Genomic DNA, 23852 nt, shown 5'->3' with positions numbered 1-23852 from the left:
TTTCCTCCCTCTTCTATTTGAAATTTATTCTCTTTCAAGAATTCTCTCAGCTTCTTCTTCAAGCTTTACATCCCTTTCTTCTTCCTCAAAGATCTCCTCTAAAATCTTTTCTGCGGTTAGCTCTTCGGATCTCAACATCTCTTCCTCAAAAGAGGCTTCTTTATCAGAAAGAGCAACTATTTTCTCTTTATAAATCTCTTGGCCCTCAAGACAGGCATCTGCAATTTTTGAACTAATTAATTTTACAGCCCTGATAGCATCATCATTTCCAGGAATCACATAATCAATGAGATCTGGATCACAATTGGTATCTACAATTCCTACAATAGGAATACCCAATTTCCTTGCCTCTTTTACTGCAATTTCTTCATATACAGGATCAACTACATAGATAGCCTGAGGCAGGCTTTCCATATTTTTAATACCTTCAAGGTTTCTCTCAAGTTTAAATTTGAGCCTTTCCAGTCTAAGCCTTTCTTTCTTTAAAAATCTTTCAATAGTCCCATCTTCAAACCAGGACTCTATCCTTTTTAACTTTTCAACGCTTTGCCTGATTGTGCGAAAATTAGTAAGCGTTCCACCAAGCCACCGAAAGTTCACATAGGGCATACCACACCTTTCCGCCTCTTCCTTAATAGCATCTTGAGCCTGTTTTTTTGTGCCTACAAAAAGGATTTTTCCACCTTCAGAAGTTAAGTTAACCACAAATTCATAGGCAATCTCAAAGTATTTGAGGGTTTGCTGAAGATCAATGATGTGAATCCCGTTTCTCTCACCAAAGATAAAGGGTTTCATCTTGGGATTCCATCTGCGGGTTTGATGCCCGAAATGAACTCCTGCTTCAAGAAGTTGCTTCATAGTGATGTGACTCATTTTTACCTCCCAGGGTTTTTTATCACTCAGTCTAAGGTGGATTGAAACCGGACCCGATTGGGCACCCTTTCCTTAGACTTGTTTAATTTTCAATTAATAAATTAAGAAAGTGGATAAACGCTTACAAATTTTCTTCCGTTCTTAGTTTCAAATTTTACTACACCTTCAATTTTGGAAAAGATTGTATAATCCTTGCCGAGCCCCACATTGGAGCCGGGGTGAAATTTTGTCCCCCTCTGTCTGACAATGATCTCACCAGCTTTAACTACTTGCCCTCCGAATCTTTTAATACCAAGTCTCTTTGATTCTGAATCTCTTCCGTTTCTGGAAGAGCCGCCTGCTTTCTTATGTGCCATAGAGTTTTACCTCCTTAAAATTTTATTTCCTTTATTTCAAGGGTGGTAATAAATTGGCGATGCCCCTTTTTTCTTTTATATCCCTTTTTGGGTTTCTTCTTAAAAACAATAACCTTAGGGGCCCTTCCCTGTTCAACAATTTCAGCTGTAACCATGGCATTGGATACAAAAGGATCGCCGACCTTAACTTCTTCTCCCTGTTTAACAAGCAGAACATCTTTAATCTCTACAGAATCCCCAGGCTTTCCTTCCAATTTTTCAACCCTGATTCGATCTCCAGGTTTTACTACATATTGTTTTCCGCCGGTTTTGATGACAGCAAACACTTCTTCCTCCTCCCAAATTTTTCCCTTAAAATATAACAATTTTTGGCTTTGTCAACCCCCTGTATGTGTCCAGGTATTTTGAGACTTAAATAGTAGGGGTTTAAAATTTTATACCCCTTGAATTTTTTTGTGGGTCTGTTGTAGCACAGACATTCTTGTCTGTGTTTCTTTCATACATTGGAGTGTAATTTACCTCCACAGGCAAGATTGCCTGTGTTACTTTTACAGACTTGTAAAGCCTCTCTTGTTTAGATATCTAATTCCTCTTTTACCACCCTTCCTTTTTTCTTGTAAGGATCTGAACTTATGCACCAGGCATGTGTTTATATCCTTAGAGACTCTAAAGGATTTTTTCTACTACTTCTGTTGTAGGAAAATAAACCTGTATTTTGCAGGGGCAAGCCTATGTGTTTGCCTGTTATATGTTCCTTTACATTACTGGGCAGACACGCAAGGGACTTCCCCTACTCTCACCTCTTACTTCTCACTTTTTATTCGTTTTCCACCCTTCTTTGTTCTTGGAAGGATACAAACTTATGCACCCTGGCTTGTGCCCATAATCATCCTCATTGACTTCACATAACTACTAAATGATGATAAATTAAAAAAAATAAAAAGCTCAACTAAGGGTTGAAAATGATTTTAGCAACTGGACAAAATAAATGTTATGACTCTGATGGCAGGGAGATTCCCTGTTATAAATCAGGTCAAGACGGAGAATTTCAGTTGGGCCTTAAATTGGATTTGCGTTTTAAAATTTATAATGATTATATTATTTTAGATGTTCTTACAGGTCTTTATTGGCCTAAAAGAGCAAATTTATTTGAATTTCCTATGACCTGGGAAGAGGCTTTTTTGGCCATAAAAAAGCTTAACGAGGAAAACTTTCTGGGTTTTTCCGATTGGAGATTACCCAATAGAAGAGAGCTGAGAAGTCTTTGCTATTTACAGGCTAAAAATCCAGTTTTACCTCCAGACCATCCTTTTGAAGAAATCTTTCATGGATGGTACTGGACATCTACGACAGCAGCTATAAACCCCCGTTATGCCTGGAATGTGAATTTTGGTGGGGGAAGAATGTTTTACAGTCATAAAGAAGATGAGCGCATGGTCTGGCCTGTAAGAGGATCATTCAATTTTCCAGTAACAGGGCAGATTTCTTGTTATGATACTAAAGGGCAAAAAATACCTTGTGAGAATACAGGACAAGATGGAGAACTTCAAAACGGGATTTCATCCCCGGAGCCCCGTTTTGAAGTAAATGGAGAAATTGTAAAAGATAACCTCACCGGGCTTATTTGGGCCAAAAGAGCTGATCTTGCTAATGGTCTTATAACCTGGGAGGAGGCCTTTGAGGTAATAAATGAGCTTAACCAAAAATCCTTTGCAGGTTTTTCAGACTGGAGGCTCCCTAATATAAATGAATTTGAAAGCTTGGTTGATGCAGAATATCATTCCCCTGCTCTACCCCTTAATCACCCCTTTGAAGAGGTTAGAGAATTTTATTGGTCTTCAACCACAAGTTTTTATGATCCCCTCTGGGCCTGGGCATTGTATCTGGAAAAAGGTGCTGTAGGAATTGGCCTTAAAAGGGGACCTCATTTTTATGTATGGGCTGTTAGAGGAAAAGTAAAGGATATTAAATGAACTTGTTTGAAGATATCTCTATTTTACAATTAGCCCTATATGGAGGACTTTTTACTTTCTTTCTTACCGGAGTTGGAAGTTTAGGGGTCTTCTTCTTAAAAAGGACAAGCCCTAAGGTTTTTTCGGTCTCTCTTGGCATGGCAGGTGGAATCATGATTGCTGCAAGCTTTTGGTCCCTACTTAACCCCGCCCTTGAAATAGCTAAGGAGACCTATTCTCTTGCCTTCATTCCTGTTGTCATAGGTTTTATCCTTGGGATAATACTTTTACGAATTATTGATATCACTGTGCCCCACCTTCACATGGCCTCACTGCCTATAGAACAAGAAGGTCCTCATGTTCCTTTAAAAAAGAGCATTCTTATACTTTTGGCAATAACTATCCATAACATTCCAGAGGGTTTGGCTGTAGGTGTTTCTTTCGGGAGTGCAAGTGATAAAAAAGAACTCTTACTTTCTGCTTATAATCTAACTTTGGGAATAGGGTTTCAAAATATTCCTGAGGGATTAGCCTTGGCTCTTGCCCTAAAACATTCTGGAATTACCAGATTTAAAAGTTTTTTCTATGGCTTTTTTTCTGCCGTGGTTGAACCTATTTTCTCCCTTGTAGGTGCAGGGGCTACTCTTTTCAGTCATCTAATCTTACCCTATGCCCTTAGTTTAGCAGCCGGGGCTATGATGTTTGTTACCATTGAAGAACTTTTGCCTGAGGCTCAGAAATTTGGAAATTCTGACCTTGCAAGCCTTGGTTTCGGAGCAGGCTTTCTTATTATGATGATTCTTGATACCGCACTCAGCTAAGAGCTCTTCAACAAAAGCCTTCCTTCTTCAAGGATATAAATTTTCTGACAAACCTCTCTTAAAAATTCTTCCTCATGAGATATAACAATAAAAGTTTCTGCCTTTTCTTTTAAAAAAATTTTAAGAATCTCTTTGAATTCCTCATCTAATCCATTAGTAGGTTCATCTAAAAGATAGGCTACAGGTGACATGGTCATAACACTTGCAAGGGCACAGAGCTTTTTTTCACCCCCTGAGAGTTTGAGTGGAGATTTTTCAAGGAGATGAGGAATCCTTAAAAAATTTGCAACTTCCTCTATAATTCTTTTAACCTCTGCTCTTGATAATCCTTTATTTAAAGGTCCAAAAGCCAGATCCTCTTTGACTGTTGGACAAAAGAGTTGAATTTCAGGATCCTGAAAAAGCAAACCGAGATTAGACCTAATTTCTACAAAATCAGATTCTTTTTGTCTTTCTTTTTCAAAGATTTTTATAATACCTGAGGCTGGTTTTAAAAAACCAAAGATTAAGTAAAAAAGAGTGGTTTTTCCAGAACCGGTTTTTCCCATGAGACCAATCTTTTCGCCTGTTGAAAGTTTTAAGTTAATACCCCTCAAAAGGGGAGATGCGCCATTGTAAGAAAAAGAAAGGTCAATTATCTCAATCAAGTAAGACATGTTTTAAAGTTTAAAAGGTAAATGAAAAAGATGATAGAAAGGGTAAAAATGAAAAAGAAAAAATCTTTTTTTTGCAATTTAAAGTGTTCAAGTATTGGATAAAAACCTTTATATCCCCGGGCAAGCATGGCTAAGTAAAGATCTTCAGCTCTTTTTAAACTTTTTATCACAAGCATACCAAGAAGATAGGCATAAATTCTATAGGTATATAATCCTGTTTTTGGTTTGAAACCTTTGGCCATAAGACCAAGTCTCATTTTATCATATTCCTGGTGTAAAAGGGAGAGGTATCTGTAACTTAAATGAAAAAGTAGCACTAATCTTGATGGCACTCTCAGATGGAGAAGCGCATGGGTTAGAGATGATAGAGGAGAGGTAGCCAGCAAGGCAAGGGTTGCAAGAAAAAGGGTATTACTTCTAAGAGTTATATATAGACCCAGGGATAGGGTCTCAGGATCAAGGAAAACTCCCTTTTTATTATAAAGGAAGACAAGTAAATCCCCCAGAATTAGTGAACCCCATAAGAGAAGAAGAAAAAAATTAATCAAAAGTAGTCTTTTCAGAAGTAATGTAAGGGGTGTTTTAGCCAAAAGCAGAAGTCCTGAGGTCAAAAGGAGATAGGAAAAAAGAGCTAAAAAAGAGGTAGAGGTTACACAGCAGACAGTTAAAACAAGAAAGGTTATGATTTTTAATCTTGGGTCAAGCCTATGAAGGATAGAGATTCCTTCAGCCAGTTCCTCAAGATGCATTTTTTCTCTTCCAAAGAGTAAGAAGAGCCCAGACTCCTAAAAGATAGCCAAGAGCTGAAAAAATATCCCTTAACCAGATCCTTTGAGAAGACTTACGGAGTTCAACGATTTCTTGGCGGAGCCCTTTAAGCTCAGCCTGAATCTCACTGAGCTGATCCGAAGAAATAGAATTAGAGTCATCTCCTTTCGGAGTTTTAACTACCTGAGATTGCTTATTCATGGAGAGGTTTGAGGATTGTTTTTTGTTAGGCTCTTTTTTTGGGGTATCAAATTTAATAAATTTTTCAGCCTGATGTCCCTCTCCCGCCTTTAAAACTACCTTAATATCAGTAACATTTCCCATGCTAAGAATAGCTTTTCCAAGCTCATCTGTTTTGGTGGTCTGTAATACCCTACCCTCTTTGTTCAAAACCTCTACTTCACATTCCTTACAGGGTGAACCATCAGGGAAAAATCCTGTTATCTCAAGATGATTCCCAATTTGATCCACAAAAAGATTAACTCTATGGGCATAGGTATTAAAAGGAAGAAACAGTAGTAATAAAAAAATAATCCCCTTCATTGGCAGCATCTTATGACCTCTGGATGGGTTCTTTTTAAATAAAGAACAGCAAAGGCTGTAATAATTCCTTCTGCAAGACTTAGGGGAAGATAGGTTCCTGCGAAAATACCTGAAAGTAAATAAAGCTTGGGATTAGAAAAATACAAGATCAAAGCCATAAGAAGGCCAGAGCTAAGAAGCGATAAAAAGCCACTAAGAAATCCAATAAGGAGGGTATGTTTTCCCTTTTGTAGGTATCTTGAAAACAAAAGGAAGAATAAGTAAGGGGGAAGGGCCATAGTTAAAGTATTTATTCCAAGGACTGATATTCCACCGTATTGAAAAAAAAGAGCTTGAAAAAATAAAGCTACAAAGATAGCTGGGAAAACTGCCTGTCCAAGAAGTATTCCCAGAAGACCATTCAAGGTCAAGTGAACAGAAGTTGGACCAAGGGGAATATGAATAAGACTAATGACAAAGAAAAGACCGCTAAGAAGGGCAACTCTTGGAATTTCCCTTCCAGATAAAGCCTTAAGAGAAAAAAGAACAGCCCCTCCGGAAACAAGCCAACCTGAAATCAAATAAATAGGGGGAAGGACACCTTCAGAAATATGCACTTACTTACCTTTCCTTGATATTTTTTCCATAGGTTTAGGATATACCTTTACCCAAAAAACCCCATCCAACTCCAGAGGATATTCCTTACCGTTTTCACCTTTTATTACTCCAGCCTCTGTAATAGCAGAAAAGCCCCAAAGTCCAGCCCAGGGAAAGGTGTATTCAAAATAACCCTCATTGTCAGTTTTAACAACCTGAGGGATAAAACCCTCATGAGGTGTTTTTAAACCCTTAGAATTCCAAAACTCAATCTCTACCTCAATATTCCCAGCAGGTTTTCCATTAATCAAGACTCTCCCTTTAAAAGTATTACCCTCATAAAGAGCAAAGGGTTTAACCTGTGGGATAATCTCAACAGGAAGCCCAAGAGGGGAATCCCAGCCCTCCTCTAATCCAGCATGGGAAAAAATACCCTTAGCTATTTGTTGAATATATCTGGACTCTGATTTTTCAAAATAAGGTTTTTGTTTAACATAAAGCTGACATATAGCTGGTTTCTCCTGGATCAAAGTAGTCATATATATAGTATTTTGGGAATTTAAACTTTTAAAGGATAATACATTTTTTGAAGCACCACATATTATAGCACTTTCTTCAATCCCGAAGGGCATATGGGGCCCCTGTTCAATAGGATGGGTAAACATTACCTTTAACTCAAAAGGTTTTTTAGGCTGCTTTATGTAAAAATCATCGGTTAATAAAGTGAGAAAATGAGCCCAGGCAGGACTCTGAAGCAGAATAATTAAAGCAAAAATTTTGAAAAAAAAGCTCAATCTCATTTTTAAAACCTCCATAAAATTTTTTGTTATTAATTTTTAATTTATAACACATAAAATTTTCCTGTCAAGCCTCTGTATGCGTCCAAATCTTCTGAGACTCTATAGGATTTTTTCTACTACTTCTGTTGTAGCAAAATGAACCTGTATTTTGTAGGGGCAAACCTATGTGTTTGCCATCATTTGGAAAATCTATGTGTTTGCCTGTTATGTGTTTTTTACATCAATGTAGGGGTTCAAAATCTTGAACCTCTACAAAGGTTTAAAATTTTAAACCCCTACATAGGGCAGACACGCAAGGAACTTCCCCTACTTTTACCTCTTACCTCTTACTTCTTACCTCTTACCTTTTACCTTTTACCACCCTTTTTCTTGTAAGGATGTGAACTTAAGCTGCTCTTATCCTTTGAGACTTAAAACTGTCTCTTCTGGCAGATGAATAGGGTTTAATAGCTATTAGATTGAAATCTCAAAAGATATGGATTCAAGGTTGACTCAGGATAGTTCTGAGGTAATTTAGTTAAAAGTATGCTAAACATGCTTCTTAAAGAAATTCAAATTGCAGAGATTGACCTTACAGATAAATCCTTTTTATTTTCTTATCCTGAAAGAACGCCTTTACTCATTGAAAGCATAAAAACCATAGGGGTAATTGAACCCCCTTTACTCTATCCCGGTAATAAAGGGTATCAGATCATTTGTGGTGAAGGAAGAATTAAGGCTCTAAAGGCTCTTGGAGTTGAGAAATTCTTAGCTTGCGTGATAAATGAAGAAAAGCAACCCTGGGAGCTTCTTTATATTTCCCTTGAAAGTAATCTTTTCCGGGGTTTAAACCTTGTTGAAAAGGCCCTCTTTCTTGAAAGGGCAGAGAAAATTTTCCCGAAAGAAAAAATTATAGAGGAGATACTTCCCAAGCTCGATTTTACAAAACACCTAAGCTGGTATTTTTTTCTCAAAAAGGTTCTGGCCTTGGGTCCACCCTATAGAGAACTCCTCATAAAGGAAAGATTAAATCCAAAAACCATTGAGATAATTACAGATCTAAACCAGAATGAAAAAGAAGAATATTATCAATTACTTATCTCTTTACATCTTACGCATAGTGAACAGATGGAGACCTTAGAGGTCTTAAGGGATCTCCAAAAAAGGGAGCAAAGGCAAGGCCTTTTACCTGAACAAATAAAAAATTTATTAACAATTGAAGACCCTAATCAGCGAAAAAAGGCCTTTAAGGAAACTCTCCAGGCGATAAAATATCCAAATTTTTTAGTTAAAAGAACCCTCATGGAAGATATTAAAAGGGACTTACAGAAAAAAGGACTTCAGATTGAATTTTCTCCTTACCTTGAAAATAAAAGAATTAATATTAACTTTGATTTAAAAGACATTGAAACATTGAAAAAAAATCTTAAAACTCTTGAAAGGTATGGAGAAAAAATTCTTTCCCTCTTTGAATAAGGAAGAGATTGAAAGTAAATTAAAGCTTGAGCAGGCATACTGTCATAAACCACAGGGTTGCTATTTAGCCAAACTCTCCTTAGATTCTGAGATTGCCTTTCTTTTACCTTACATAAAACCTCAAGTAAAGGCCCTTTATTTTGAACCAGCTGAGGGTTATTTAATCTTCAAATGGCCTTTTAGAGGGATTTTTTACAAGGTATCTCTTACAATCAATGAAGTAAAAATAGGGATTGTCAGGGACAAAGAAGAGGCAGCAGAGGTTTTAATTCATCTATTCAACTTTTTATTTGATCTTTACTCCAAGAGAGATAATCTAAAGCCTGATTTTAATCCTATCAAAAGACCCTCTACTCTTGAGATATATAAAATATTACCCAAGACAAATTGCCGTGATTGTGGTGAGCTAAGTTGTCTTGCCTTTGCAGGAAAAGTCTCTATGGCTGAAGCTGAACTTTCAGATTGCCCCCACCTTTCCAAGGAAAATTTAAGGGCTTTCCCTTTATGACCTGCTTAGTCTTTGCCAGAAGTTAAAAATAAATTCCTTAAAAACTTTGGAAGGGGGGATAAATTCTCTCTTGAGTTTCCACTCTGCCTCAAAAAGCTCTAAAAAAATAGCATCTACCTCTTTTAACCTTTTTGAATATTTTCTCATTTTAAAGGCAACATAGGGATGAATATCTGTTAAAAGCTTGGGAAAATCCTTTAAAGGATCCTTAGTTAAGGCCTGCCACTCCTTTAAAAACTGGGTATAATTTTCAGCTTTTTCAAGTTCTGGATTAGTCTTTAAAAGCTCCTTTAGTAGTCTGAGTTTTTTAAAATATTTAAGTAGAAAATTTAAAATGTCCTTGGGCTCTGTTTTTGTGTCAAGAAAATGCTGGATTGTGCGATAGGTCTTTTCAGGGCCATGCTCAAAGAGAATGTCTCCAAGAAGATAAAAGGCCCTTTCTTCAGAAGGCACAATAATTTCCCAGATCTTTTCTTCAGTAATAACCTTTTCATCTATGCAGTATAAGATGAGTTTTTCAAGTTCATTTTTAAAATTATAATACTCCTCTCCCACTAAGGAGAGGAAAAGACTCATAGATTTTTTATCCATGGAAAATCCGTATTGCTGTAAGGTAAGCATAACCTCGCTTTCAAGCAATTCACTCTTTTTTTTGGTATGCAGGGGGATAATAGCGCCCTTTTCAAGAGCAAATTGATAAAAGGGGTGGTCTTCTTTAATATCATTAAAAAAAAGAAACCAGCTGAAAATTTGATTTGAACTATTAAGATTACTTAATATCTCATCAACCTTTGACAAAGGTATCTCTTCTCCTGCAGTTATTAAATAAATAGTTCTAAGACCAAAGAGCCCCTTTTGATAGCCCTTTAAGGTAAGAAACTCTTTCTTTTGCTCGGAATCTCTTAAATCGTAAATCTCAAGACTTGCTCCTTTTTCCAGGAGAATATGATAAATTTCTTTAGCTTTTTCAAGGGTGAGCTCATAAGGTCCAATGAAAAGATAAAGAGGGGCTACCCGATTCTTTTTTGCAAGATCAACTAATTTATAAAGCTGAAGAGGGCTAAATTGAGGCATAGCCTCATTTTACCACAAACTTTATAAATCTCTTTTTCCCAATTTTAAGTATATATTCTCCAGGGGTAAGTTCTAACTCCTCAGTGGTTACAGGGTTTTTATTTATATCTACAGCCTTTTGAGAGATTAAACGCCGTGCCTCAGAGGTTGAAGAGGTAATCCCAAGCTCCTTAAAAATCCTGGGAAGATAAAGTTTGCCTGCTGGCACTTCAAAGGCTTCAACCTTTTCTGGTAGCTCCCTTTTACTAAAAATCCTCTCAAATTCCTCTTCTGCCTTTTGGGCTAACGCTTCAGAGTGATACTGAGCAACTATGGTTCTGGCAAGCCTCTTTTTGGCTTCCTTTGGATGAAAACTCCCTTCTTCTACTGCCCTTTTCATCTCCTGAATCTCTTCAAGAGAAAGATCTGTAAGCAATTCATAATACTTCCACATTAAGGAATCAGGAATAGACATAAGTTTGCCAAACATCTCCTGAGGAGGCTCCATAATTCCTACATAATTACCAAGACTTTTGCTCATCTTCTGGACACCATCAAGCCCCTCAAGGAGAGGAAGGGTAATAATTACCTGAGGTTCTTGACCATATTCTCTTTGAATATCTCTTCCTATGAGCAAATTAAAGAGCTGATCCGTTCCTCCAAGCTCAATATCTGCCTTAATAGCAACTGAGTCATAGGCTTGAAAGAGAGGATAGATAAGCTCATGCACAGCTATGGGAAGTCCTCCCTCAAATCTCTTTTTAAAATCTTCTCTCTCAAGTATCCTGGCAACTGTATATTTAGCACAAAGCCTGATGATATCTTCAGCAGTCATTCTTGAAAACCACTCACTATTAAAAACTACACGAGTTTTCAAAGGATCTAAGATTTTAAAAACTTGTTCTTTATAAGTTTTGGCATTTTCAAGAACCTGCTCCTTAGTTAAAGCTGGCCTTGTCTCTGATCTTCCTGTAGGATCGCCAATCATAGCTGTAAAATCCCCAATTAAAAAACAAACCTCGTGCCCTAAATCCTGAAAGTGTTTAAGTTTTCTTAAAAGGACGGTATGCCCTAAATGAAGATCTGGAGCAGTAGGATCAAATCCTGCCTTTATCCTTAGGGGCCTTCCCTCTTGATAGGATCTCTTAAGTTTTTTAATCAGCTCTTCCTCTTCAATTAAATCTACAATTCCCCTTTTAATAAGCTCTAAGGCCTTTTTTAGTTCCTTTTCCATTTTCCTATCCCCTTCCAAAAAAATCTATGAGAGCAGAGACAAGCCCAGGAATTGTGTATTCTTTTGCCTCAAGGGTGGGTTCATAGCCAAATTTTTTTATTGTTTCAGAGGTAATCGGGCCAATAGAGGCTAAAACCAAGGATTCAGGTAGGGTGAGTCCTGCCTTTTTCAACAGAGCAAAAAAGTTTTCAACGGTTGAAGAACTGGTAAAGGTCACTGCATCTATTTTTTCTGAAAAGGCCTCTTTTAATTTGGCAGTTGAGGCCTCAGGACACAGGGTCTCGTAAATGGGAAGAATATTAACCTCTGCTCCCTGAGCCTTGAGGGATTCGGGAAGTAGTTCTCTTGCAACCTTGGCCCTTACAAGAAGCACCTTTTTTCCGTGAAGATCCAATTTCTTAAAAGCTTCTGCTAAGCCTTCCTGGGTATAGTTTTTCTCAGGCACAAGATCTGCTTTAAGATAAAATTTATTAATAGCCTCAAAAGTTGCTGGGCCAATAACAGCAATTTTTAATTTCGAAAGGGCTCTTAGGTCAAGATTTTGCTTAAAGAGGGTTTCAAAAAAGTAGCGGACGCCGTTTTCTGAGGTAAAGACAATCCAATCATATCTCCCCAAATTCTGCATAACCTCAAGGGTTTTATCAGAAATCAAAGGTCTTACCTCTATGGTGGGCACCTCGCATACCTCTGCCCCGGATTCTTCAAGGGCAATTCGCAATTTACTTGCCTGTTCTCTTGTGCGAGTAATCAAAATCCTCTTTCCAAAGAGGGGCTTTGTTTCAAACCAATTAAATTTAGCTCTTAATTTCACAACCTCTCCTACAACAATAATAGCAGGGGCTGTAATTCCCTTTTTTTTAACATCTTCAAGAATAGTTGCAAGGGTTCCTTGAGCAGTCTTTTGCTTAGGAGTTGTCCCCCATTGAATAACAGCACAAGGGGTATCTGAAGACTTTCCTTCCTTAAGAAGGTTTTCAACTATATAGGGTAAATTTTTGACTCCCATAAAGAAAACCAGTGTTCCCAGTTTGGAAAGGGCCTTGAAATTGATTTTGCTTTCTTCTTTATCTTCCGCTTCGTGTCCAGTTATTAAGGCAAGAGTTGAGGTATAATCCCGGTGCGTGACTGGAATACCAGCATAAGCAGGAACCGCAATTCCAGAAGTAATTCCCGAGACAACCTCAAAGGGGATCCCTTCTTTTACTAATTCTTCAATCTCTTCTCCCCCTCTGCCAAAAAGAAAAGGATCACCCCCTTTAAGCCTTACTACACACTTTCCTTCCATAGCCTTTTTTACTAAAAGTTTATTAATCTCCTCCTGAGGAAGGGTATGAGCTCCTCCTTTTTTCCCTACATAGATAAATTCACAATTTTCTGGACAGAATTTAAGAAGATCTGGATTGGCAAGATAGTCATAAATAACAACTTCAGCCCTTTCAAGAAGGGCCTTCCCCTTAAGGGTAAAAAGGCCAGGATCACCCGGGCCTGCTCCAACTAAATAAACCTTTCCGTTTTTGTTCATCCTTTAATCCCCTGATATAATTCCTTCAAAATTGCTTCTCCGCCCTGTGTTAAAAGGATTCTGGCAAGCTCTTCACCAAGCTTCTCAGGTTCAGATGGACTGCCTGCCAAGGTTTCTTTATAAAATCTTACACCTTCAAGGTCAGCAATAAATCCTGTTATGATAAGTTTTGAATTTTCAAAATAGGCATGTGCTCCAAGGGGGACCTGGCAACCGCCTTCTAAGGTCCGGAGAAAAGCCCTTTCAGCTTTAACCGCAATGGCAGTTTCCTCCGAATGAAGAACACTAAGTATTGCTTTTGTTTGGGAATCTTTGGTGCGAGTTTCAATTCCAAGGGCTCCCTGCCCAACCGCAGGAACCATTTGATTCAAAGAGAAAGATATATAATCTACTTCAATTTTTAATCTTTTTAGACCTGCCTCAGCAAGAACTATCCCATCATAAAGACCCTCTTTCAATTTCCTCAAACGGGTATCAACATTTCCTCTAAGGGGTTCAATCTGTAGATCAGGCCTGATTCTCTTTAACTGGGTCATTCTTCTGAGACTGCTTGTTCCAACCTTTCCTCCTGCTGGAAGTAAATGAAAAGACTTAAAATCCGAGATCCAGACATCATAGGGAGATTCCCTCTCCGGGACAATTGAAACCTCAAGCCCGGATGGGACCTCTGAGGGAACATCTTTCATACTATGCACTGCAAAATCAATATCACCACTTAAAAGAGCCTCCTCAATTTCCTTCACAAAAAGCCCTTTACCTCCGATTTTACTCAAAGGGGCATCTAAAATTTTATCCCCGGTAGTTTTAATGATAACCTTTTCAATTTCAAGTTGAGGGTGATAGTGCTTAAGTTTTGAGATGACCCATTCTGTTTGAGCAAGGGCTAATTTACTTCCACGCGTTCCCACACGAAGATTCACAAAAATTCTCCTTTAGATTAAATTATCTGCAGGAACTACAGGAACCACCACTACAGGAACTACATCCCGAGCCACTGCTTGCAATAAATTTTTCACCTGATTTATAAGCCACCTGAGACATTAATTTATGAACCTTTGAGCTTTTACATTTTTTGCATTTAAGACCCTCAAATTTGCTGCCCAGAATGAGCTCTTCAAAGATCTCTCCACATTCTTCACATTGGAATTCAAAAATTGGCATCTTTCTCACCCTCCCCAGAACATTAGTAATCTGTTTTTAAAACAAAGGCTCCCTGATCTTCTGCTAATTTAATAAAATCTTCTTTAGTTTCCACACAAATGACAGTAGGAATAACCTCTTTTTGTAAAAGATGAGCAAGAATATTAGCCCTCCTTATTGCTCTTTGGATATCCTCTTCATAAAGACTATAGGAAACTTCTACAGCAAGAATTACTGGTTTTTTATTACTTTTTATCTGCCCTTCAACTATCAAATCAAGCCTCAAAAGGTCATCAAATTCTTCTTCAGAGATGAGACCCTTTTCCTCAGCTTCTTCTAAGCGAGGTAAAATTTTCTCCATAGGGATTAACCTTGTTTTTCTAAGGAGTCTTCCAAAGTAGGCATAGTATCTCTCCCTGATTGTTCTCTCAAAGTCTTTACCTTTCAATCTTCCAACCTCCCCTTTAAGAAAAGCTACATCCTGTTTGAGAATTGCTACATCCTGTTTGAGAATTGCTACATCCTGCTTGAGAATTGCTACATCCTGCTTGAGAATTGCTACATCCTGTTTGAGAACTTCTACATCCTGTTTGAGAACTGCTAAATCTTGTTCAAGAGTATCCACTTTCTTTTCAAGTCTTTCTAATCTTTGCAAAATTTCATTTATTTTTTGAGGGAGTTCTATTAAATCAGCGGTGAGAATGATTTTTCTTAACTCTTCAAGCCAGTCAGGATGTTCCTTTAGAGCTCGTAAAATGTCTGCAAAGGTTAAAACGGGATATTTCTGGGCCTCCTTCTCAATCTCCTCACTGGATTTTAATACTCTACTTTGTAACATATCAGCTACCTCTAAAGCTTAAAAATTTTCTAAGAGTTTTTTTTTATTATAATTCACTATCACAAAATTAAAAGCACCTATGTGCCTCCATATCTTTTGAGACTTAAATCTTCCTCTTTGGGCAAATAAATCTGTATAATGTTGTAAATCCCCTTTCCCCCTTCCTTTTTCTTTTATAAATATAAACTTATGCAGGGGCATATATTGCAAGTTTATTTCTTAGTATTTATCTGGCATAAATCTTGTTAAGATTTTATTAATTACAATTAAGGGGGATGCCCATGCTTACAGTTCAGGCTTTAAGTAAAATGAGTTTTGATTTCAATGGCTATCATTTTGACCTGAAACCAGGGGAAAAGCTCCTTTTTGCCAATGATGTCTTTGCCTTACTTCCTCAAAATCTTCAAAGGGCCTTTCAAAAAACTAACACAGCGCTACCTCCCTTTTACGATGGAGAGCCTCTCAAGGGAAAAACTCTTTTTGTCTTTATGCAAGGAGCCATTGGAGATGTGCTTTGCTCAACTGTAGCTTTAAGGGAGGTAAAAAGAAGATATCCCGATTGTAAACTCTGGGTTGCTGTATCAGGTAGAGCTCGCCCGGTTCTGGAAAAACTTTCCTACATAGATAAACTTTTCCCTCACCCAGCACCCATTAAAGAAGTAGTCAAGGCAAATTATATGATAAAAGCTGTTGAAATGGTCAATACCCCTGGCTTTGATAACCTGAATATGGTTAAGTGGTTTCTCTGGAAATTTAGACTCTACTTTGCAGAAGATGAAACTCCAGATGTAGTGGTAGATGAGGAAATTGTCAAAGAATTGACGCCTGTATTTGAAGAAGTCAAAAAGTTGTCTGGTAAAGAGAGGGTTTTACTTTTCCACTATCTTGCCTCATCTATTCATAGGACTCTGCCACCTAAGCTTTTAAAAGAGATTGAGGATTTAATCTCAGAGGAGTATGTGCCAGTGATTTGTAGTTTGCCTGATGAGGATATAACTGTTGAGGTTGCCCTTGATGTTTATGGAATTAGGGCTGCTAATCTTTCTTATTTGATGAAGGATTTGAAATATTTAATAGCTTCTGTTTATCTATCTGATGTGGTGATTACTGCAGATACTGCAACCCTTCATATTGCAGGGGGGCTTAAGAAACCCATAGTTTTTATTACAGGACCTATTGAAGCAAGTCTTCGCTCTGAGACTTATCCCACAGTCATTCCAGTTCGCCCAAATTATATTGGTCAGACCTGTAAAGCTCCCTGTGGAATTCATGCAACTGGGGAACCCTGTCCTGAAGCCAAAATAAAACATCAATTTTATAGCCCCTGCTTAGAAAGTATTCCCCCAAAGGTGATTTATTTTGCTCTCAAAGATGCAGAGCTTCTCTGTGAAAAAGATTATCCCAAGCCAGAAAAATGCCCCCTTTGTGATTTTTCTGGAAATTTCAGTCTTTTTGAGGTAATCAATCAGCATAGAATTTTTGAATGCCCAGGCTGTGGATTGCAGTTTCCCTATCCTGTTAAGGCTATGGATTATGATGCGGCTTATCAAGGTAAACTTATTAACCTCTTAGAATTTGCAGAAACAGCCTATAAAAGTTACATAGATCTTGAAAAAGAAGAGGAAAAGGAAAGAAAGAAGTGGGAGCGAGTCTTAAGGTTTAATGTTCTTTTACCAATATTATCTTTACTTCCTCAAGGAAAGCTTTTGGATATTGGCTGCTCTACGGGATATTTTCTTCTCATTGCCAAAAAATATGGTTTTGAAGTTTATGGGATGGAGGCTTCAAAGGAGGCTGTAGAACTTGGAAGAAAAAAATATAAACTGAATATTGCTCAAGCCTTAACCTTTGAAGAACTTCCAGAAGACTTTAAGGGTCCATACCAAGTAATCACTGCCTTTGAAGTTATCGAACATGTGGAAAACCCTTTAGAGTTTTTGAAAGGAATTTACGCACTTTTAGAAAGGGATGGTTTTGCTATTTTGAGCTGTCCCCCTTATTTTAAGTTTGAAAATCTATCTTTAAGTTATCGCAAATACAAATGGTGGTATAATGATTATCCTCCTCATCATCTTAATCGTTTCAAACCCTGGACCCTTTATTATGGCCTAAAACTTGCAGGTTTTGAAGAGGTGGTTATCTTTACAGAGCCTCTTCTTGCGGGGACAGTTCTTGAGGGCATAACCCCAAAAAGTGTAGAACTTACAACTCAAGAGGGACAAAAGATTACCCTACCCAAGGAAGTAACAACAGCCATCCTTTTTGATGCCATGAAGCCTCTATATGTAAATGCAAGATACCTGGGAAACTTTCAATTTGCTATTGCTGTTAAAGGTAAAAGTGGAATAAACTGGGAAAGGGTCTTAAGAGATGCTATAGCCACTTCTGCTGTTGATATAATGTGGCGAGATGATAGAATTTAACCAATGATTAAAAAAGAATTTGAAAAATTTGAATATGAGATTATAGCAGAAGACCCTGTAGATTTCTATCAAAATTTAAAAATTTTTGAGGAAATGGTTAAATTTGCAAAAGAACTGGGTAAATTTCCCCCTGAAGATCCTCTTGAAGGAATAGAAAAAGATATTTTCCTTGCTAAAATACTGAATAAGTCTAAAAGATGATTAAAAAATTACTTAAAAATATAGCTGATGAACTTCAAAGAGAAGGAATTGAATATATGATAATTGGCGGTCAAGCAGTTTTACTTTATGGAGAACCTCGTTTAACCAGAGACATTGACATTACCTTAGGAGTGGATATAGATCACATAGAGAAAATCTTAGATATAGTCAAAAGATTAAATTTTTCTCTGCTAACTCAAAATGTAGAGGAATTTATAAGAGATACCAGAGTTTTACCAGTAAAAGACCCTGAAACAGGATTTAGAATAGATTTTATCTTCAGCTGGACTCCCTATGAAAAAGAGGCTATTAAAAGAGCAAATAAAATTAAAATAGATGATTTTTACTTAAATTATATTTCTGTAGAAGATTTAATTATTTACAAACTTATTTCTAATAGACCGAGAGACATAGAAGACCTTAAGACTGTTCTTCTTAAACAAAAAACCTTAGATGAAGATTATATAAAAAATTGGCTTAAGATTTTTAGTGAAACCTTAGAGGTAGATTTAGTAAAAAGGTGGAAAGATTTAAAAAATAGTTTACAACTTAAGTAAGATATCAAGTTTTAGAGTTATTGAAATAAAAATTAAATCAAATCAAATAACTTAAAATTTCTTACACTAAAATAGATAGAGTAAATTATTGGGAGATAGCCTGAAGTATTTAGAAAATAAAGTTTTTCTGGCTGAATTTTAGAAAGGCTTTCAATATTTCCTATTAAAACATTTCTAAATCTGGTTGTTCCATATTTATTAGAAACTTCAAAATCTATAGGCTTTAAAAGATTAAGTTCTGCTATTTCCCGAGTAAATTCATAAACTTTATGAAAATCCAGAGCAAGATCTGTTAATTGAGATTTTATGGATTGAAAATATGGGGTATCGCTTCCTTCATCTTCAAAGAGCCTCTCTCCCTTCTCATCCTCACAAAATTTATCCACTATAACTATCCACTCCACATTTTCTTCTTCTTTTTTTCTTACGATTCCAAAGGGATAACTTAAAACTACACTTGGGATAACATCCACCTTGAAAAATCCTTCATCATTGAGATAGACATTTTTTCCATTCACTCCAAGCACAGCAAAGGGAAAAAGTTCTCTCTCAAAGACACCAAACATCACAGGATAATACATGGAGACTGAAAGAAGTTCAGAAAAGGTTAGAGGAACAACCTCAACCCCTTCCATAAAGCTATAATTTTCAGGTTTGTAAATTCGTAAATTTCTGTGTTCCTGGGGATCTAAAATAACAGGATCTTTAAAGGCTTTAAAAGGTGAAAACATGTTTTTCTACCTCCTTTTAAATTTTTTCAGCTATTTCTAAAAATTTTTTAGCTATCTCATAAGCTTTTTTAGCATCTTTTAAAGTATATTCTTTAAGGGGAAGAAAATCCTCATCACCATAAAAGGCTATTTCACGCTGACTTCTTAGCCATTTAGCCCCTCTTCTCAATTTAGAGATTTTCTTGCCTATTTCTTCTGGTAGTTTTTCTTTAGTTTCCAGAATTACATCTATTACATCGTGCCATTTAGGAGGCACTATTCCCATTTTCAAAAGTATAGCCTTTTCAACAAGTTCAACTATCTCCTGTGAAACTCTTATTACATCTGCATAATCTCTTTCTTTAAAAAATTCTTTTATAATTTTAACTCTAATTTTTGCTCGTCTAATGTAATCTGCAGCAAGCAGTTCTTTCATCTTATTAAGTCTTTTATAAAATTTCTATAAAATTTTTACCATAGCTTAATCTTTCTTTTTTAAATTTTTGAAGATTTTCTAAAAATTTGCTAAAAAAGCCCCCCTTTTCATAGAGAATCATAAAATCTGTATCCCAGAGATAAATAAGCTCTGGTTTTAGCTCATCTTTTCCTTTGAAAATAGGATTAATTTCTGGTAAAAAACCCTCTTTAGCTAATTTACTTTCAATATTATCAAAATATTTAATAAACTCCTCATAATTTCCTTCTCTATTTTCAAGAATAATTAATAAATCTATATCTGAAGCAGGAGAAAATCTATCTTTAGCAACTGATCCAAATACTACCAGGGCAACAAGATTATGCTTATAATAATCTAAAGAAAGCTTCTTTAAGTTTGTTAAAATTTTTCTAAATTTTCTTTTATAATTTTTCATATTAAAAGGAGCACTACAGATCTTCTTGCCTCTCTGAGCCATGCCCTCCTGTCCCACAGGGAAGGATAAATAAAGGGTTCTTTTTTAATTTTAATTATATTCCTAAAAATAACAAGGTCAGTGTATGCCTTTTTCTTGTTAGGATGTGAACTTATACATTTTTAAAAAACAAACAGGCAGGTGAGATGTAAATTTGAACCTATGCAGACTGGAAAAAATTTTAAATAAAAAAAGGGAGGGGGTTGGCCCCTCCCTTTTAAGGTTATTTTATTATCTCAGGAGCTGAAGGACAAGCTGAGGAAGGGTATTTGCCTGCCCAAGCATGGCAACGGTTGCCTGCATACGGATCTGGTAGGTAGTAAATTCTGCCATCTCCTTAGCGTAGTCGGTATTTCTGATCACGGATTCAGCCTCTTTGGTGTTGTCATAGGCAGTCTTTTGAGAATCAAAGATAGACTGAAGGTTATTCATGGTGGCACCAATTTGAGCCCTGACCGTATCAGTCTTCTGCAGGGCCTTGGTTACAACCATTATACCTTCCTCTGCACCTGCATTAGTAGTTACATCAATTTGATAAAGATTTTTCTTGCCAGCAGTGCCAGTAGCGGCTGAAAGAGCTAAACCTTTTGGTGCGGTATTACCACTTACAGCATCAAAATTATAAGTAAATTGATTTACTCCAGCTATAGTCAATCTTCCAACTAAAATTGCAGATCCATTTACAGTAGTACCAGAAGAACTAGTCACAGAAGCTGTAGCACCTTCAAGAAATTGACCTAATGCAATAGTTTGTGAGTTGGTACCAGATTGATTTATACTTACTTGAACACCAATGGTTTCTCCATTGGTCTGAAGAACAAGTTTCCCTCCTTCATTAACAGCTTTTAAAGAAGAACCATTTGCTGCAGCTTGAGAATTAATAGCAGTAATAAGTTCATCAAGGGTAATAGTTTGCCCTGCATTAGCAGTATATGAAGCTACAGAAGTGGTCCCAGTTCCGGAATAAAAATTAATAGTAACTGTATTACCAGATGCTACTGTAATATCGGTCCATGAAGATGCTACACTTCTATTTGAGGCCATCGCAGAGACACCTGCTGCTTGAAGATTAGGATTATTATTAATCCAGTCAGCAAAATATTTTGCATCTGTAACTAAATTTGAACCAGTAAGAGATACGGTCCCTATGGTTACAGTTTCAGAAGTTGCAAACTGAAGATCAGTATTAGATACTAAAGCAGAATAAGCATCAGTTCCACTACTATAGGCTCTTTCGTTATTTAAAGCTGCTCCTTGAACAATATAGGCACCTAACTCAGTAGCTCTAAGGTCAGATACAGAAAGATTTACCACCTGATCAGCTCTGGGCCCATAATGAATATATTTCCCAGTAAAAGTCCCATCAAGAAGCTTAATTCCATTATACTCAGTATCCGTTCCAATCTTCTGGATGGCATCCACAAAATTATTAATCTCCCTTTGCAAAGCCTGGCGAGCATTAGGGTCATTGATGTCATTTGCTGCATTCTGAGCTCTTACATAGATATCCTGAAGTTTATCGTAGATTTTTCCAGCTGAAGCCTCAGCAATCTGAAGAGCAGAGATTCCTGTCTGGATGTTACGATTGCCCTGTTCATAAGCCTTAGCAACTGTTCCAAGCATGTCTGCAATGAAAAGACCTGCAGAGTCATCTGCAGCATTAAGAATCCTTACACCAGTTGAGAGCCTTAAAAGGCTCTTACCCATAGCACGCTCATTACTAATGAGCGCAGTGTGGGTTTGAGCAGCTGCTTCGTTGAAATTAATTTTTACTGCCATGGCTGCACCTCCTTAAAGGGTTTTGTTTTCTTCTTTTGGTATTATTTATCGGAAAGAGAAAAAAAAAGTTTAATGTAAGAGCCTTGTAAGGAGGGTCTGAAAGGAAACAAAAAGGGCTGAAAGGATAAAAAAGGCCAAAAGAGACTTTAAAAGGGCAAAGGTATAGTGATGAGGTGTATAGCCTTTTAAATATAGTTTAGCTGAAAGGCCACCTATAAAGAGAGGCAAAAGAAGATATAAAAGGCGATTAAAAATTTCAACCCAGACCTCTGTAGCTCTTCTGCCTACCTTTTGTAAAAAATTTAACCTTTGTTTTAACTCTTTAAAGGAAGCAAATTTAACCGGTTTTTCAATAGTTACAAAGATTCTGGGTTTGAGAGGTAGGGATCCTTCCCAGTTTTTTAAAATTTTAGGCCTAAAATGGGTTCTGGCCTCCTGAAAAAGGGCCTCCTCAAGCCTCCAAACTCCCTCTCCAAGATAAAGGGCTGTCTTTGCCCAAATAAGTCTTTCTGGCTCTTCAGCCTTATTAAAAAAAAGAAGGGCTACTTCGGAAAGATACTCTCCCTTAGGTTCAAGGGGTCTGGCTATAAGGAGAAAGCCCTCTCCCTCAAAAAAAAGGGTATCCTTAAAAATAAGATGATGGGCTTTTTGACTTTGAATTTTTGTCTCCCAGGTGTAAAGGGTATTATAATAGGCCTTAGGAACAAGAAAATTTAAAATAACTCCTCCTACAAGGGAACATAAAAAAAGAAGAAAAAGAAATCTTTTAAAAATCTCCCCTCTTGCAATACCTAAGCTTAAAAGGGCAAGAAGCTCATGCGTTCTTGATAGAAAAAGAAGAGTCAAAATCAGTGTAAGGCTTAAGATATAGGGAAAAATCTGATAGAGATTGACCTGAGACTTCCAGAAGAGATACTCTAAAAAATAGATAAGTGGCCTTTTAGAACCTAAAAAGGCTGAAAGTTTCTCAAAAAAGTCCATAACTGTATAAAGAGAAAGAAAGATACAGAGGACAAGAAGAAAGACCTTAAAAAAGTTTTGGAAAAGAAAGCGAGTAAGGAGACTCACAAAAGATAGCCCCCCTTTCTTTTGAATACTACATATTCCACAAGCAATAAAATATAAAAACTTAGATTAAAAATAAGGTGAGAATAAAGGGGAAGGAGCTTCCCTGATTCTCCAAGGGAGATAAAAAAATTGTAAAGAAAATAATAAAACAGATAAAAGGTTAATCCCATTAAAAAAAGAAGCAGTCTCCCCTGAGTCTTTAAAAAAATTCCGAGGAGAAACCCCTGTAAAAAAAGGGAAAAGATGGAAAAGCCATAAAAAAATCTCTGATAATACTCAGAAAGATAGCGAAAATATCTCCCTTCCGAGGGCTTCATTTTAGACATTTCTGCTTTAAGCTCAGATAAACTCATCTCACCTCTCTTAATATATAAGTCCTCCTTTTTCAAGGTAGAAGGTGGAATACTAAAAAAATATTTGTTAAAGAGCAGGATTTCTGTGTTTTTTAAGTTCTCAAGATAAAAAACATAGCCCTTTTCAAGGGCAAAATTTCCAGCTTTAAGGTCAAGAATGGCTGTTTTAGCTAAATAAAGACCTCTACGAGAGTCCCCTTTTTTTTCCAATAAAACCACTCTTTTTAAGTGATTTAGATTTCCCTCCTTTTCCGCAGAGGCTACATAGAGATATAAACCCTCTGTGAGAGGAATTGGGCTCTTTGAAGGAATCTCCTTTTCAGAAAGGTTTTTAATCAGGTTCATCTGATCTATTTTTTGAAGTCTTTTGACTTTAGGAACAAGATAACTCTGACCAAATGTAGTAAATATAAATAATATTAAACTAAAAATCAAAAAGGGCTTAAAAAAATCTTTAAGAGTAAAACCAAGGGAAAAGAGGGCAAGGATTTCTCCCTCTTCCTTCATCCTTTGAAAGGAAAAAAGAAGAGCCAGAAAGCCTGAGAGAGGAAGGAGAAAGGCAAAGATTTGAAGAGGAGTATATACATAAACTTTCAAAATATGTAAAATTGAGGGATTTAAGTCTATGATTTCTTTAAGATTCAGAGTCCCCATAATGAGGGTAAAAAGAAAGAGAAAAACTCCTAAGAAAAGACCGGTAGTCTGGATATATTCTTTGAGAAAATAGCGATAGAGAATGGGCATCTCTTTTATTT

General features: G+C 36.7%; 27 protein-coding genes. 7 read left to right on the top strand and 20 right to left on the bottom strand.

What is annotated here, in order from left to right; all coding sequences use genetic code 11:
* Positions 1-24: 24 nt before the first annotated feature.
* The 3 genes from rpsB to rplU form a co-directional block, all read right to left on the bottom strand.
* Entirely contained in the window at positions 25-873 is an 849-nt protein-coding gene (gene rpsB, locus THC_RS03390) for a 30S ribosomal protein S2 (protein ID WP_068513348.1), read from the bottom strand.
* Between the two features lie 101 nt (positions 874-974).
* The gene (rpmA, locus tag THC_RS03385) at positions 975-1229 is read right to left on the bottom strand and encodes a 50S ribosomal protein L27 (protein WP_068513345.1); all 255 of its coding nucleotides are present in this window, start codon (positions 1227-1229) and stop codon (positions 975-977) included.
* Between the two features lie 14 nt (positions 1230-1243).
* Positions 1244-1555, bottom strand: a complete 312-nt coding sequence (gene rplU, locus THC_RS03380) for a 50S ribosomal protein L21 (RefSeq protein WP_068516604.1) — start codon at positions 1553-1555, stop codon at positions 1244-1246.
* A gap of 636 nt (positions 1556-2191) precedes the next feature.
* Here rplU and THC_RS03375 point away from each other — a divergent pair.
* Positions 2192-3202, top strand: coding sequence for an Lcl C-terminal domain-containing protein (locus THC_RS03375; protein ID WP_068513343.1), 1011 nt, complete (start codon positions 2192-2194; stop codon positions 3200-3202).
* Entirely contained in the window at positions 3199-4002 is an 804-nt protein-coding gene (locus THC_RS03370; RefSeq protein ID WP_068513340.1) for a ZIP family metal transporter, read from the top strand. The genes THC_RS03375 and THC_RS03370 overlap by 4 nt, the downstream gene beginning before the upstream one ends.
* On the opposite strand, the gene THC_RS03365 is transcribed toward THC_RS03370, so the two are convergent.
* From THC_RS03365 to THC_RS03345, 5 genes are read right to left on the bottom strand one after another with little or no spacing between them, the layout of a single operon-like run.
* The gene (locus tag THC_RS03365; protein WP_068513337.1) at positions 3999-4658 is read right to left on the bottom strand and encodes an energy-coupling factor ABC transporter ATP-binding protein; all 660 of its coding nucleotides are present in this window, start codon (positions 4656-4658) and stop codon (positions 3999-4001) included. The genes THC_RS03370 and THC_RS03365 overlap by 4 nt on opposite strands.
* On the bottom strand, positions 4646-5407 hold the full coding sequence (locus tag THC_RS03360) for an energy-coupling factor transporter transmembrane component T family protein (protein WP_068513333.1): 762 nt from the start codon (positions 5405-5407) through the stop codon (positions 4646-4648). Before THC_RS03360 ends, THC_RS03365 begins: the two co-directional genes overlap by 13 nt.
* Positions 5397-5969 (bottom strand): NikL family nickel/cobalt ECF transporter subunit, encoded by a 573-nt coding sequence (locus THC_RS03355; protein WP_068513330.1) that lies wholly within the window; start codon positions 5967-5969, stop codon positions 5397-5399. Before THC_RS03355 ends, THC_RS03360 begins: the two co-directional genes overlap by 11 nt.
* Positions 5966-6565, bottom strand: coding sequence for a cobalt transporter CbiM (gene cbiM / locus THC_RS03350; RefSeq protein ID WP_068513327.1), 600 nt, complete (start codon positions 6563-6565; stop codon positions 5966-5968). The genes THC_RS03355 and cbiM overlap by 4 nt, the downstream gene beginning before the upstream one ends.
* Positions 6566-7345, bottom strand: coding sequence for a DUF4198 domain-containing protein (locus THC_RS03345; RefSeq protein ID WP_068513325.1), 780 nt, complete (start codon positions 7343-7345; stop codon positions 6566-6568).
* Between the two features lie 534 nt (positions 7346-7879).
* Here THC_RS03345 and THC_RS03335 point away from each other — a divergent pair.
* Together THC_RS03335 and THC_RS03330 are read left to right on the top strand one after the other, a co-directional pair.
* Entirely contained in the window at positions 7880-8800 is a 921-nt protein-coding gene (locus THC_RS03335) for a ParB/RepB/Spo0J family partition protein (protein ID WP_068513319.1), read from the top strand.
* Positions 8769-9308 (top strand): (Fe-S)-binding protein, encoded by a 540-nt coding sequence (locus THC_RS03330; protein ID WP_068513316.1) that lies wholly within the window; start codon positions 8769-8771, stop codon positions 9306-9308. Before THC_RS03335 ends, THC_RS03330 begins: the two co-directional genes overlap by 32 nt.
* Here THC_RS03330 and THC_RS03325 read toward each other — a convergent pair.
* From THC_RS03325 to THC_RS03300, 6 genes are read right to left on the bottom strand one after another with little or no spacing between them, the layout of a single operon-like run.
* Positions 9303-10382, bottom strand: coding sequence for a DNA polymerase III subunit delta (locus THC_RS03325; protein ID WP_068513312.1), 1080 nt, complete (start codon positions 10380-10382; stop codon positions 9303-9305). The genes THC_RS03330 and THC_RS03325 overlap by 6 nt on opposite strands.
* 4 nt (positions 10383-10386) lie before the next feature.
* Complete coding sequence (tyrS, locus tag THC_RS03320; RefSeq protein WP_068513309.1) at positions 10387-11595, bottom strand: tyrosine--tRNA ligase; 1209 nt, start codon at positions 11593-11595, stop codon at positions 10387-10389.
* 4 nt (positions 11596-11599) lie between these two features.
* Positions 11600-13117, bottom strand: a complete 1518-nt coding sequence (cobA, locus tag THC_RS03315; RefSeq protein ID WP_068513306.1) for a uroporphyrinogen-III C-methyltransferase — start codon at positions 13115-13117, stop codon at positions 11600-11602.
* Positions 13114-14037 (bottom strand): hydroxymethylbilane synthase, encoded by a 924-nt coding sequence (gene hemC, locus THC_RS03310; protein WP_068513303.1) that lies wholly within the window; start codon positions 14035-14037, stop codon positions 13114-13116. The genes cobA and hemC overlap by 4 nt, the downstream gene beginning before the upstream one ends.
* A gap of 22 nt (positions 14038-14059) precedes the next feature.
* Entirely contained in the window at positions 14060-14278 is a 219-nt protein-coding gene (locus THC_RS03305) for an FmdB family zinc ribbon protein (protein ID WP_068513299.1), read from the bottom strand.
* 22 nt (positions 14279-14300) lie between these two features.
* Complete coding sequence (locus THC_RS03300; RefSeq protein ID WP_068513294.1) at positions 14301-15095, bottom strand: hypothetical protein; 795 nt, start codon at positions 15093-15095, stop codon at positions 14301-14303.
* A gap of 281 nt (positions 15096-15376) precedes the next feature.
* Between THC_RS03300 and THC_RS03290 the strand changes: the two genes are divergently transcribed.
* Genes THC_RS03290 through THC_RS03280 form a run of 3 tightly spaced genes read left to right on the top strand, consistent with a single transcriptional unit; the run spans position 15377 to position 18276 of the window.
* The gene (locus THC_RS03290) at positions 15377-17518 is read left to right on the top strand and encodes a methyltransferase domain-containing protein (protein WP_068513290.1); all 2142 of its coding nucleotides are present in this window, start codon (positions 15377-15379) and stop codon (positions 17516-17518) included.
* Between the two features lie 3 nt (positions 17519-17521).
* Positions 17522-17719 carry a hypothetical protein gene (locus tag THC_RS03285; protein WP_068513287.1) on the top strand — a complete coding sequence of 66 codons (198 nt, stop codon included), beginning with the start codon at positions 17522-17524 and terminating at the stop codon, positions 17717-17719.
* Complete coding sequence (locus tag THC_RS03280) at positions 17716-18276, top strand: nucleotidyl transferase AbiEii/AbiGii toxin family protein (RefSeq protein WP_068513284.1); 561 nt, start codon at positions 17716-17718, stop codon at positions 18274-18276. Before THC_RS03285 ends, THC_RS03280 begins: the two co-directional genes overlap by 4 nt.
* A gap of 32 nt (positions 18277-18308) precedes the next feature.
* Here the strand turns inward: THC_RS03280 and THC_RS03275 are convergent, their stop codons facing one another.
* The 6 genes from THC_RS03275 to THC_RS03250 all read right to left on the bottom strand — a co-directional run bounded on the left by THC_RS03275 (position 18309) and on the right by THC_RS03250 (position 23841).
* Positions 18309-19007 carry a SapC family protein gene (locus THC_RS03275; RefSeq protein ID WP_068513282.1) on the bottom strand — a complete coding sequence of 233 codons (699 nt, stop codon included), beginning with the start codon at positions 19005-19007 and terminating at the stop codon, positions 18309-18311.
* A gap of 16 nt (positions 19008-19023) precedes the next feature.
* Positions 19024-19422 carry a HEPN domain-containing protein gene (locus THC_RS03270; protein ID WP_068513280.1) on the bottom strand — a complete coding sequence of 133 codons (399 nt, stop codon included), beginning with the start codon at positions 19420-19422 and terminating at the stop codon, positions 19024-19026.
* Between the two features lie 13 nt (positions 19423-19435).
* The gene (locus THC_RS03265) at positions 19436-19900 is read right to left on the bottom strand and encodes a nucleotidyltransferase domain-containing protein (protein ID WP_068513274.1); all 465 of its coding nucleotides are present in this window, start codon (positions 19898-19900) and stop codon (positions 19436-19438) included.
* A gap of 228 nt (positions 19901-20128) precedes the next feature.
* Positions 20129-21676: a flagellin N-terminal helical domain-containing protein gene (locus THC_RS03260; protein WP_068513272.1), complete on the bottom strand. Its 1548-nt coding sequence runs from the start codon at positions 21674-21676 to the stop codon at positions 20129-20131.
* 69 nt (positions 21677-21745) lie between these two features.
* Entirely contained in the window at positions 21746-22744 is a 999-nt protein-coding gene (locus THC_RS03255) for an LptF/LptG family permease (RefSeq protein ID WP_068513270.1), read from the bottom strand.
* Positions 22741-23841, bottom strand: a complete 1101-nt coding sequence (locus THC_RS03250; RefSeq protein ID WP_068513266.1) for an LptF/LptG family permease — start codon at positions 23839-23841, stop codon at positions 22741-22743. The genes THC_RS03255 and THC_RS03250 overlap by 4 nt, the downstream gene beginning before the upstream one ends.
* Positions 23842-23852: the final 11 nt, after the last annotated feature.

Origin of the sequence: Caldimicrobium thiodismutans, assembly GCF_001548275.1 — a bacterium.
In the GTDB taxonomy this organism is placed as follows: Bacteria; Desulfobacterota; Thermodesulfobacteria; order Thermodesulfobacteriales; family Thermodesulfobacteriaceae; genus Caldimicrobium; species Caldimicrobium thiodismutans.
Note: the sequence above shows the minus strand (reverse complement) of the source record. Positions and strands in the feature narration are given on the sequence as shown.

Coding starts and splice junctions, on each gene's coding strand:
- THC_RS03305 (WP_068513299.1), bottom strand. CDS start 14,278: ATGCCAATTTTTGAATTCCAATGTGAAGAATGTGGAGAGATCTTTGAA.
- THC_RS03270 (WP_068513280.1), bottom strand. CDS start 19,422: ATGAAAGAACTGCTTGCTGCAGATTACATTAGACGAGCAAAAATTAGA.
- THC_RS03300 (WP_068513294.1), bottom strand. CDS start 15,095: ATGTTACAAAGTAGAGTATTAAAATCCAGTGAGGAGATTGAGAAGGAG.
- THC_RS03360 (WP_068513333.1), bottom strand. CDS start 5,407: ATGCATCTTGAGGAACTGGCTGAAGGAATCTCTATCCTTCATAGGCTT.
- THC_RS03365 (WP_068513337.1), bottom strand. CDS start 4,658: ATGTCTTACTTGATTGAGATAATTGACCTTTCTTTTTCTTACAATGGC.
- rpmA (WP_068513345.1), bottom strand. CDS start 1,229: ATGGCACATAAGAAAGCAGGCGGCTCTTCCAGAAACGGAAGAGATTCA.
- THC_RS03370 (WP_068513340.1), top strand. CDS start 3,199: ATGAACTTGTTTGAAGATATCTCTATTTTACAATTAGCCCTATATGGA.
- THC_RS03375 (WP_068513343.1), top strand. CDS start 2,192: ATGATTTTAGCAACTGGACAAAATAAATGTTATGACTCTGATGGCAGG.
- rpsB (WP_068513348.1), bottom strand. CDS start 873: ATGAGTCACATCACTATGAAGCAACTTCTTGAAGCAGGAGTTCATTTC.
- THC_RS03325 (WP_068513312.1), bottom strand. CDS start 10,382: ATGCCTCAATTTAGCCCTCTTCAGCTTTATAAATTAGTTGATCTTGCA.
- THC_RS03335 (WP_068513319.1), top strand. CDS start 7,880: ATGCTTCTTAAAGAAATTCAAATTGCAGAGATTGACCTTACAGATAAA.
- THC_RS03250 (WP_068513266.1), bottom strand. CDS start 23,841: ATGCCCATTCTCTATCGCTATTTTCTCAAAGAATATATCCAGACTACC.
- THC_RS03355 (WP_068513330.1), bottom strand. CDS start 5,969: ATGAAGGGGATTATTTTTTTATTACTACTGTTTCTTCCTTTTAATACC.
- THC_RS03260 (WP_068513272.1), bottom strand. CDS start 21,676: ATGGCAGTAAAAATTAATTTCAACGAAGCAGCTGCTCAAACCCACACT.
- tyrS (WP_068513309.1), bottom strand. CDS start 11,595: ATGGAAAAGGAACTAAAAAAGGCCTTAGAGCTTATTAAAAGGGGAATT.
- THC_RS03275 (WP_068513282.1), bottom strand. CDS start 19,007: ATGTTTTCACCTTTTAAAGCCTTTAAAGATCCTGTTATTTTAGATCCC.
- THC_RS03345 (WP_068513325.1), bottom strand. CDS start 7,345: ATGAGATTGAGCTTTTTTTTCAAAATTTTTGCTTTAATTATTCTGCTT.
- THC_RS03280 (WP_068513284.1), top strand. CDS start 17,716: ATGATTAAAAAATTACTTAAAAATATAGCTGATGAACTTCAAAGAGAA.
- THC_RS03265 (WP_068513274.1), bottom strand. CDS start 19,900: ATGGCTCAGAGAGGCAAGAAGATCTGTAGTGCTCCTTTTAATATGAAA.
- cobA (WP_068513306.1), bottom strand. CDS start 13,117: ATGAACAAAAACGGAAAGGTTTATTTAGTTGGAGCAGGCCCGGGTGAT.
- THC_RS03330 (WP_068513316.1), top strand. CDS start 8,769: ATGGAGAAAAAATTCTTTCCCTCTTTGAATAAGGAAGAGATTGAAAGT.
- THC_RS03290 (WP_068513290.1), top strand. CDS start 15,377: ATGCTTACAGTTCAGGCTTTAAGTAAAATGAGTTTTGATTTCAATGGC.
- THC_RS03285 (WP_068513287.1), top strand. CDS start 17,522: ATGATTAAAAAAGAATTTGAAAAATTTGAATATGAGATTATAGCAGAA.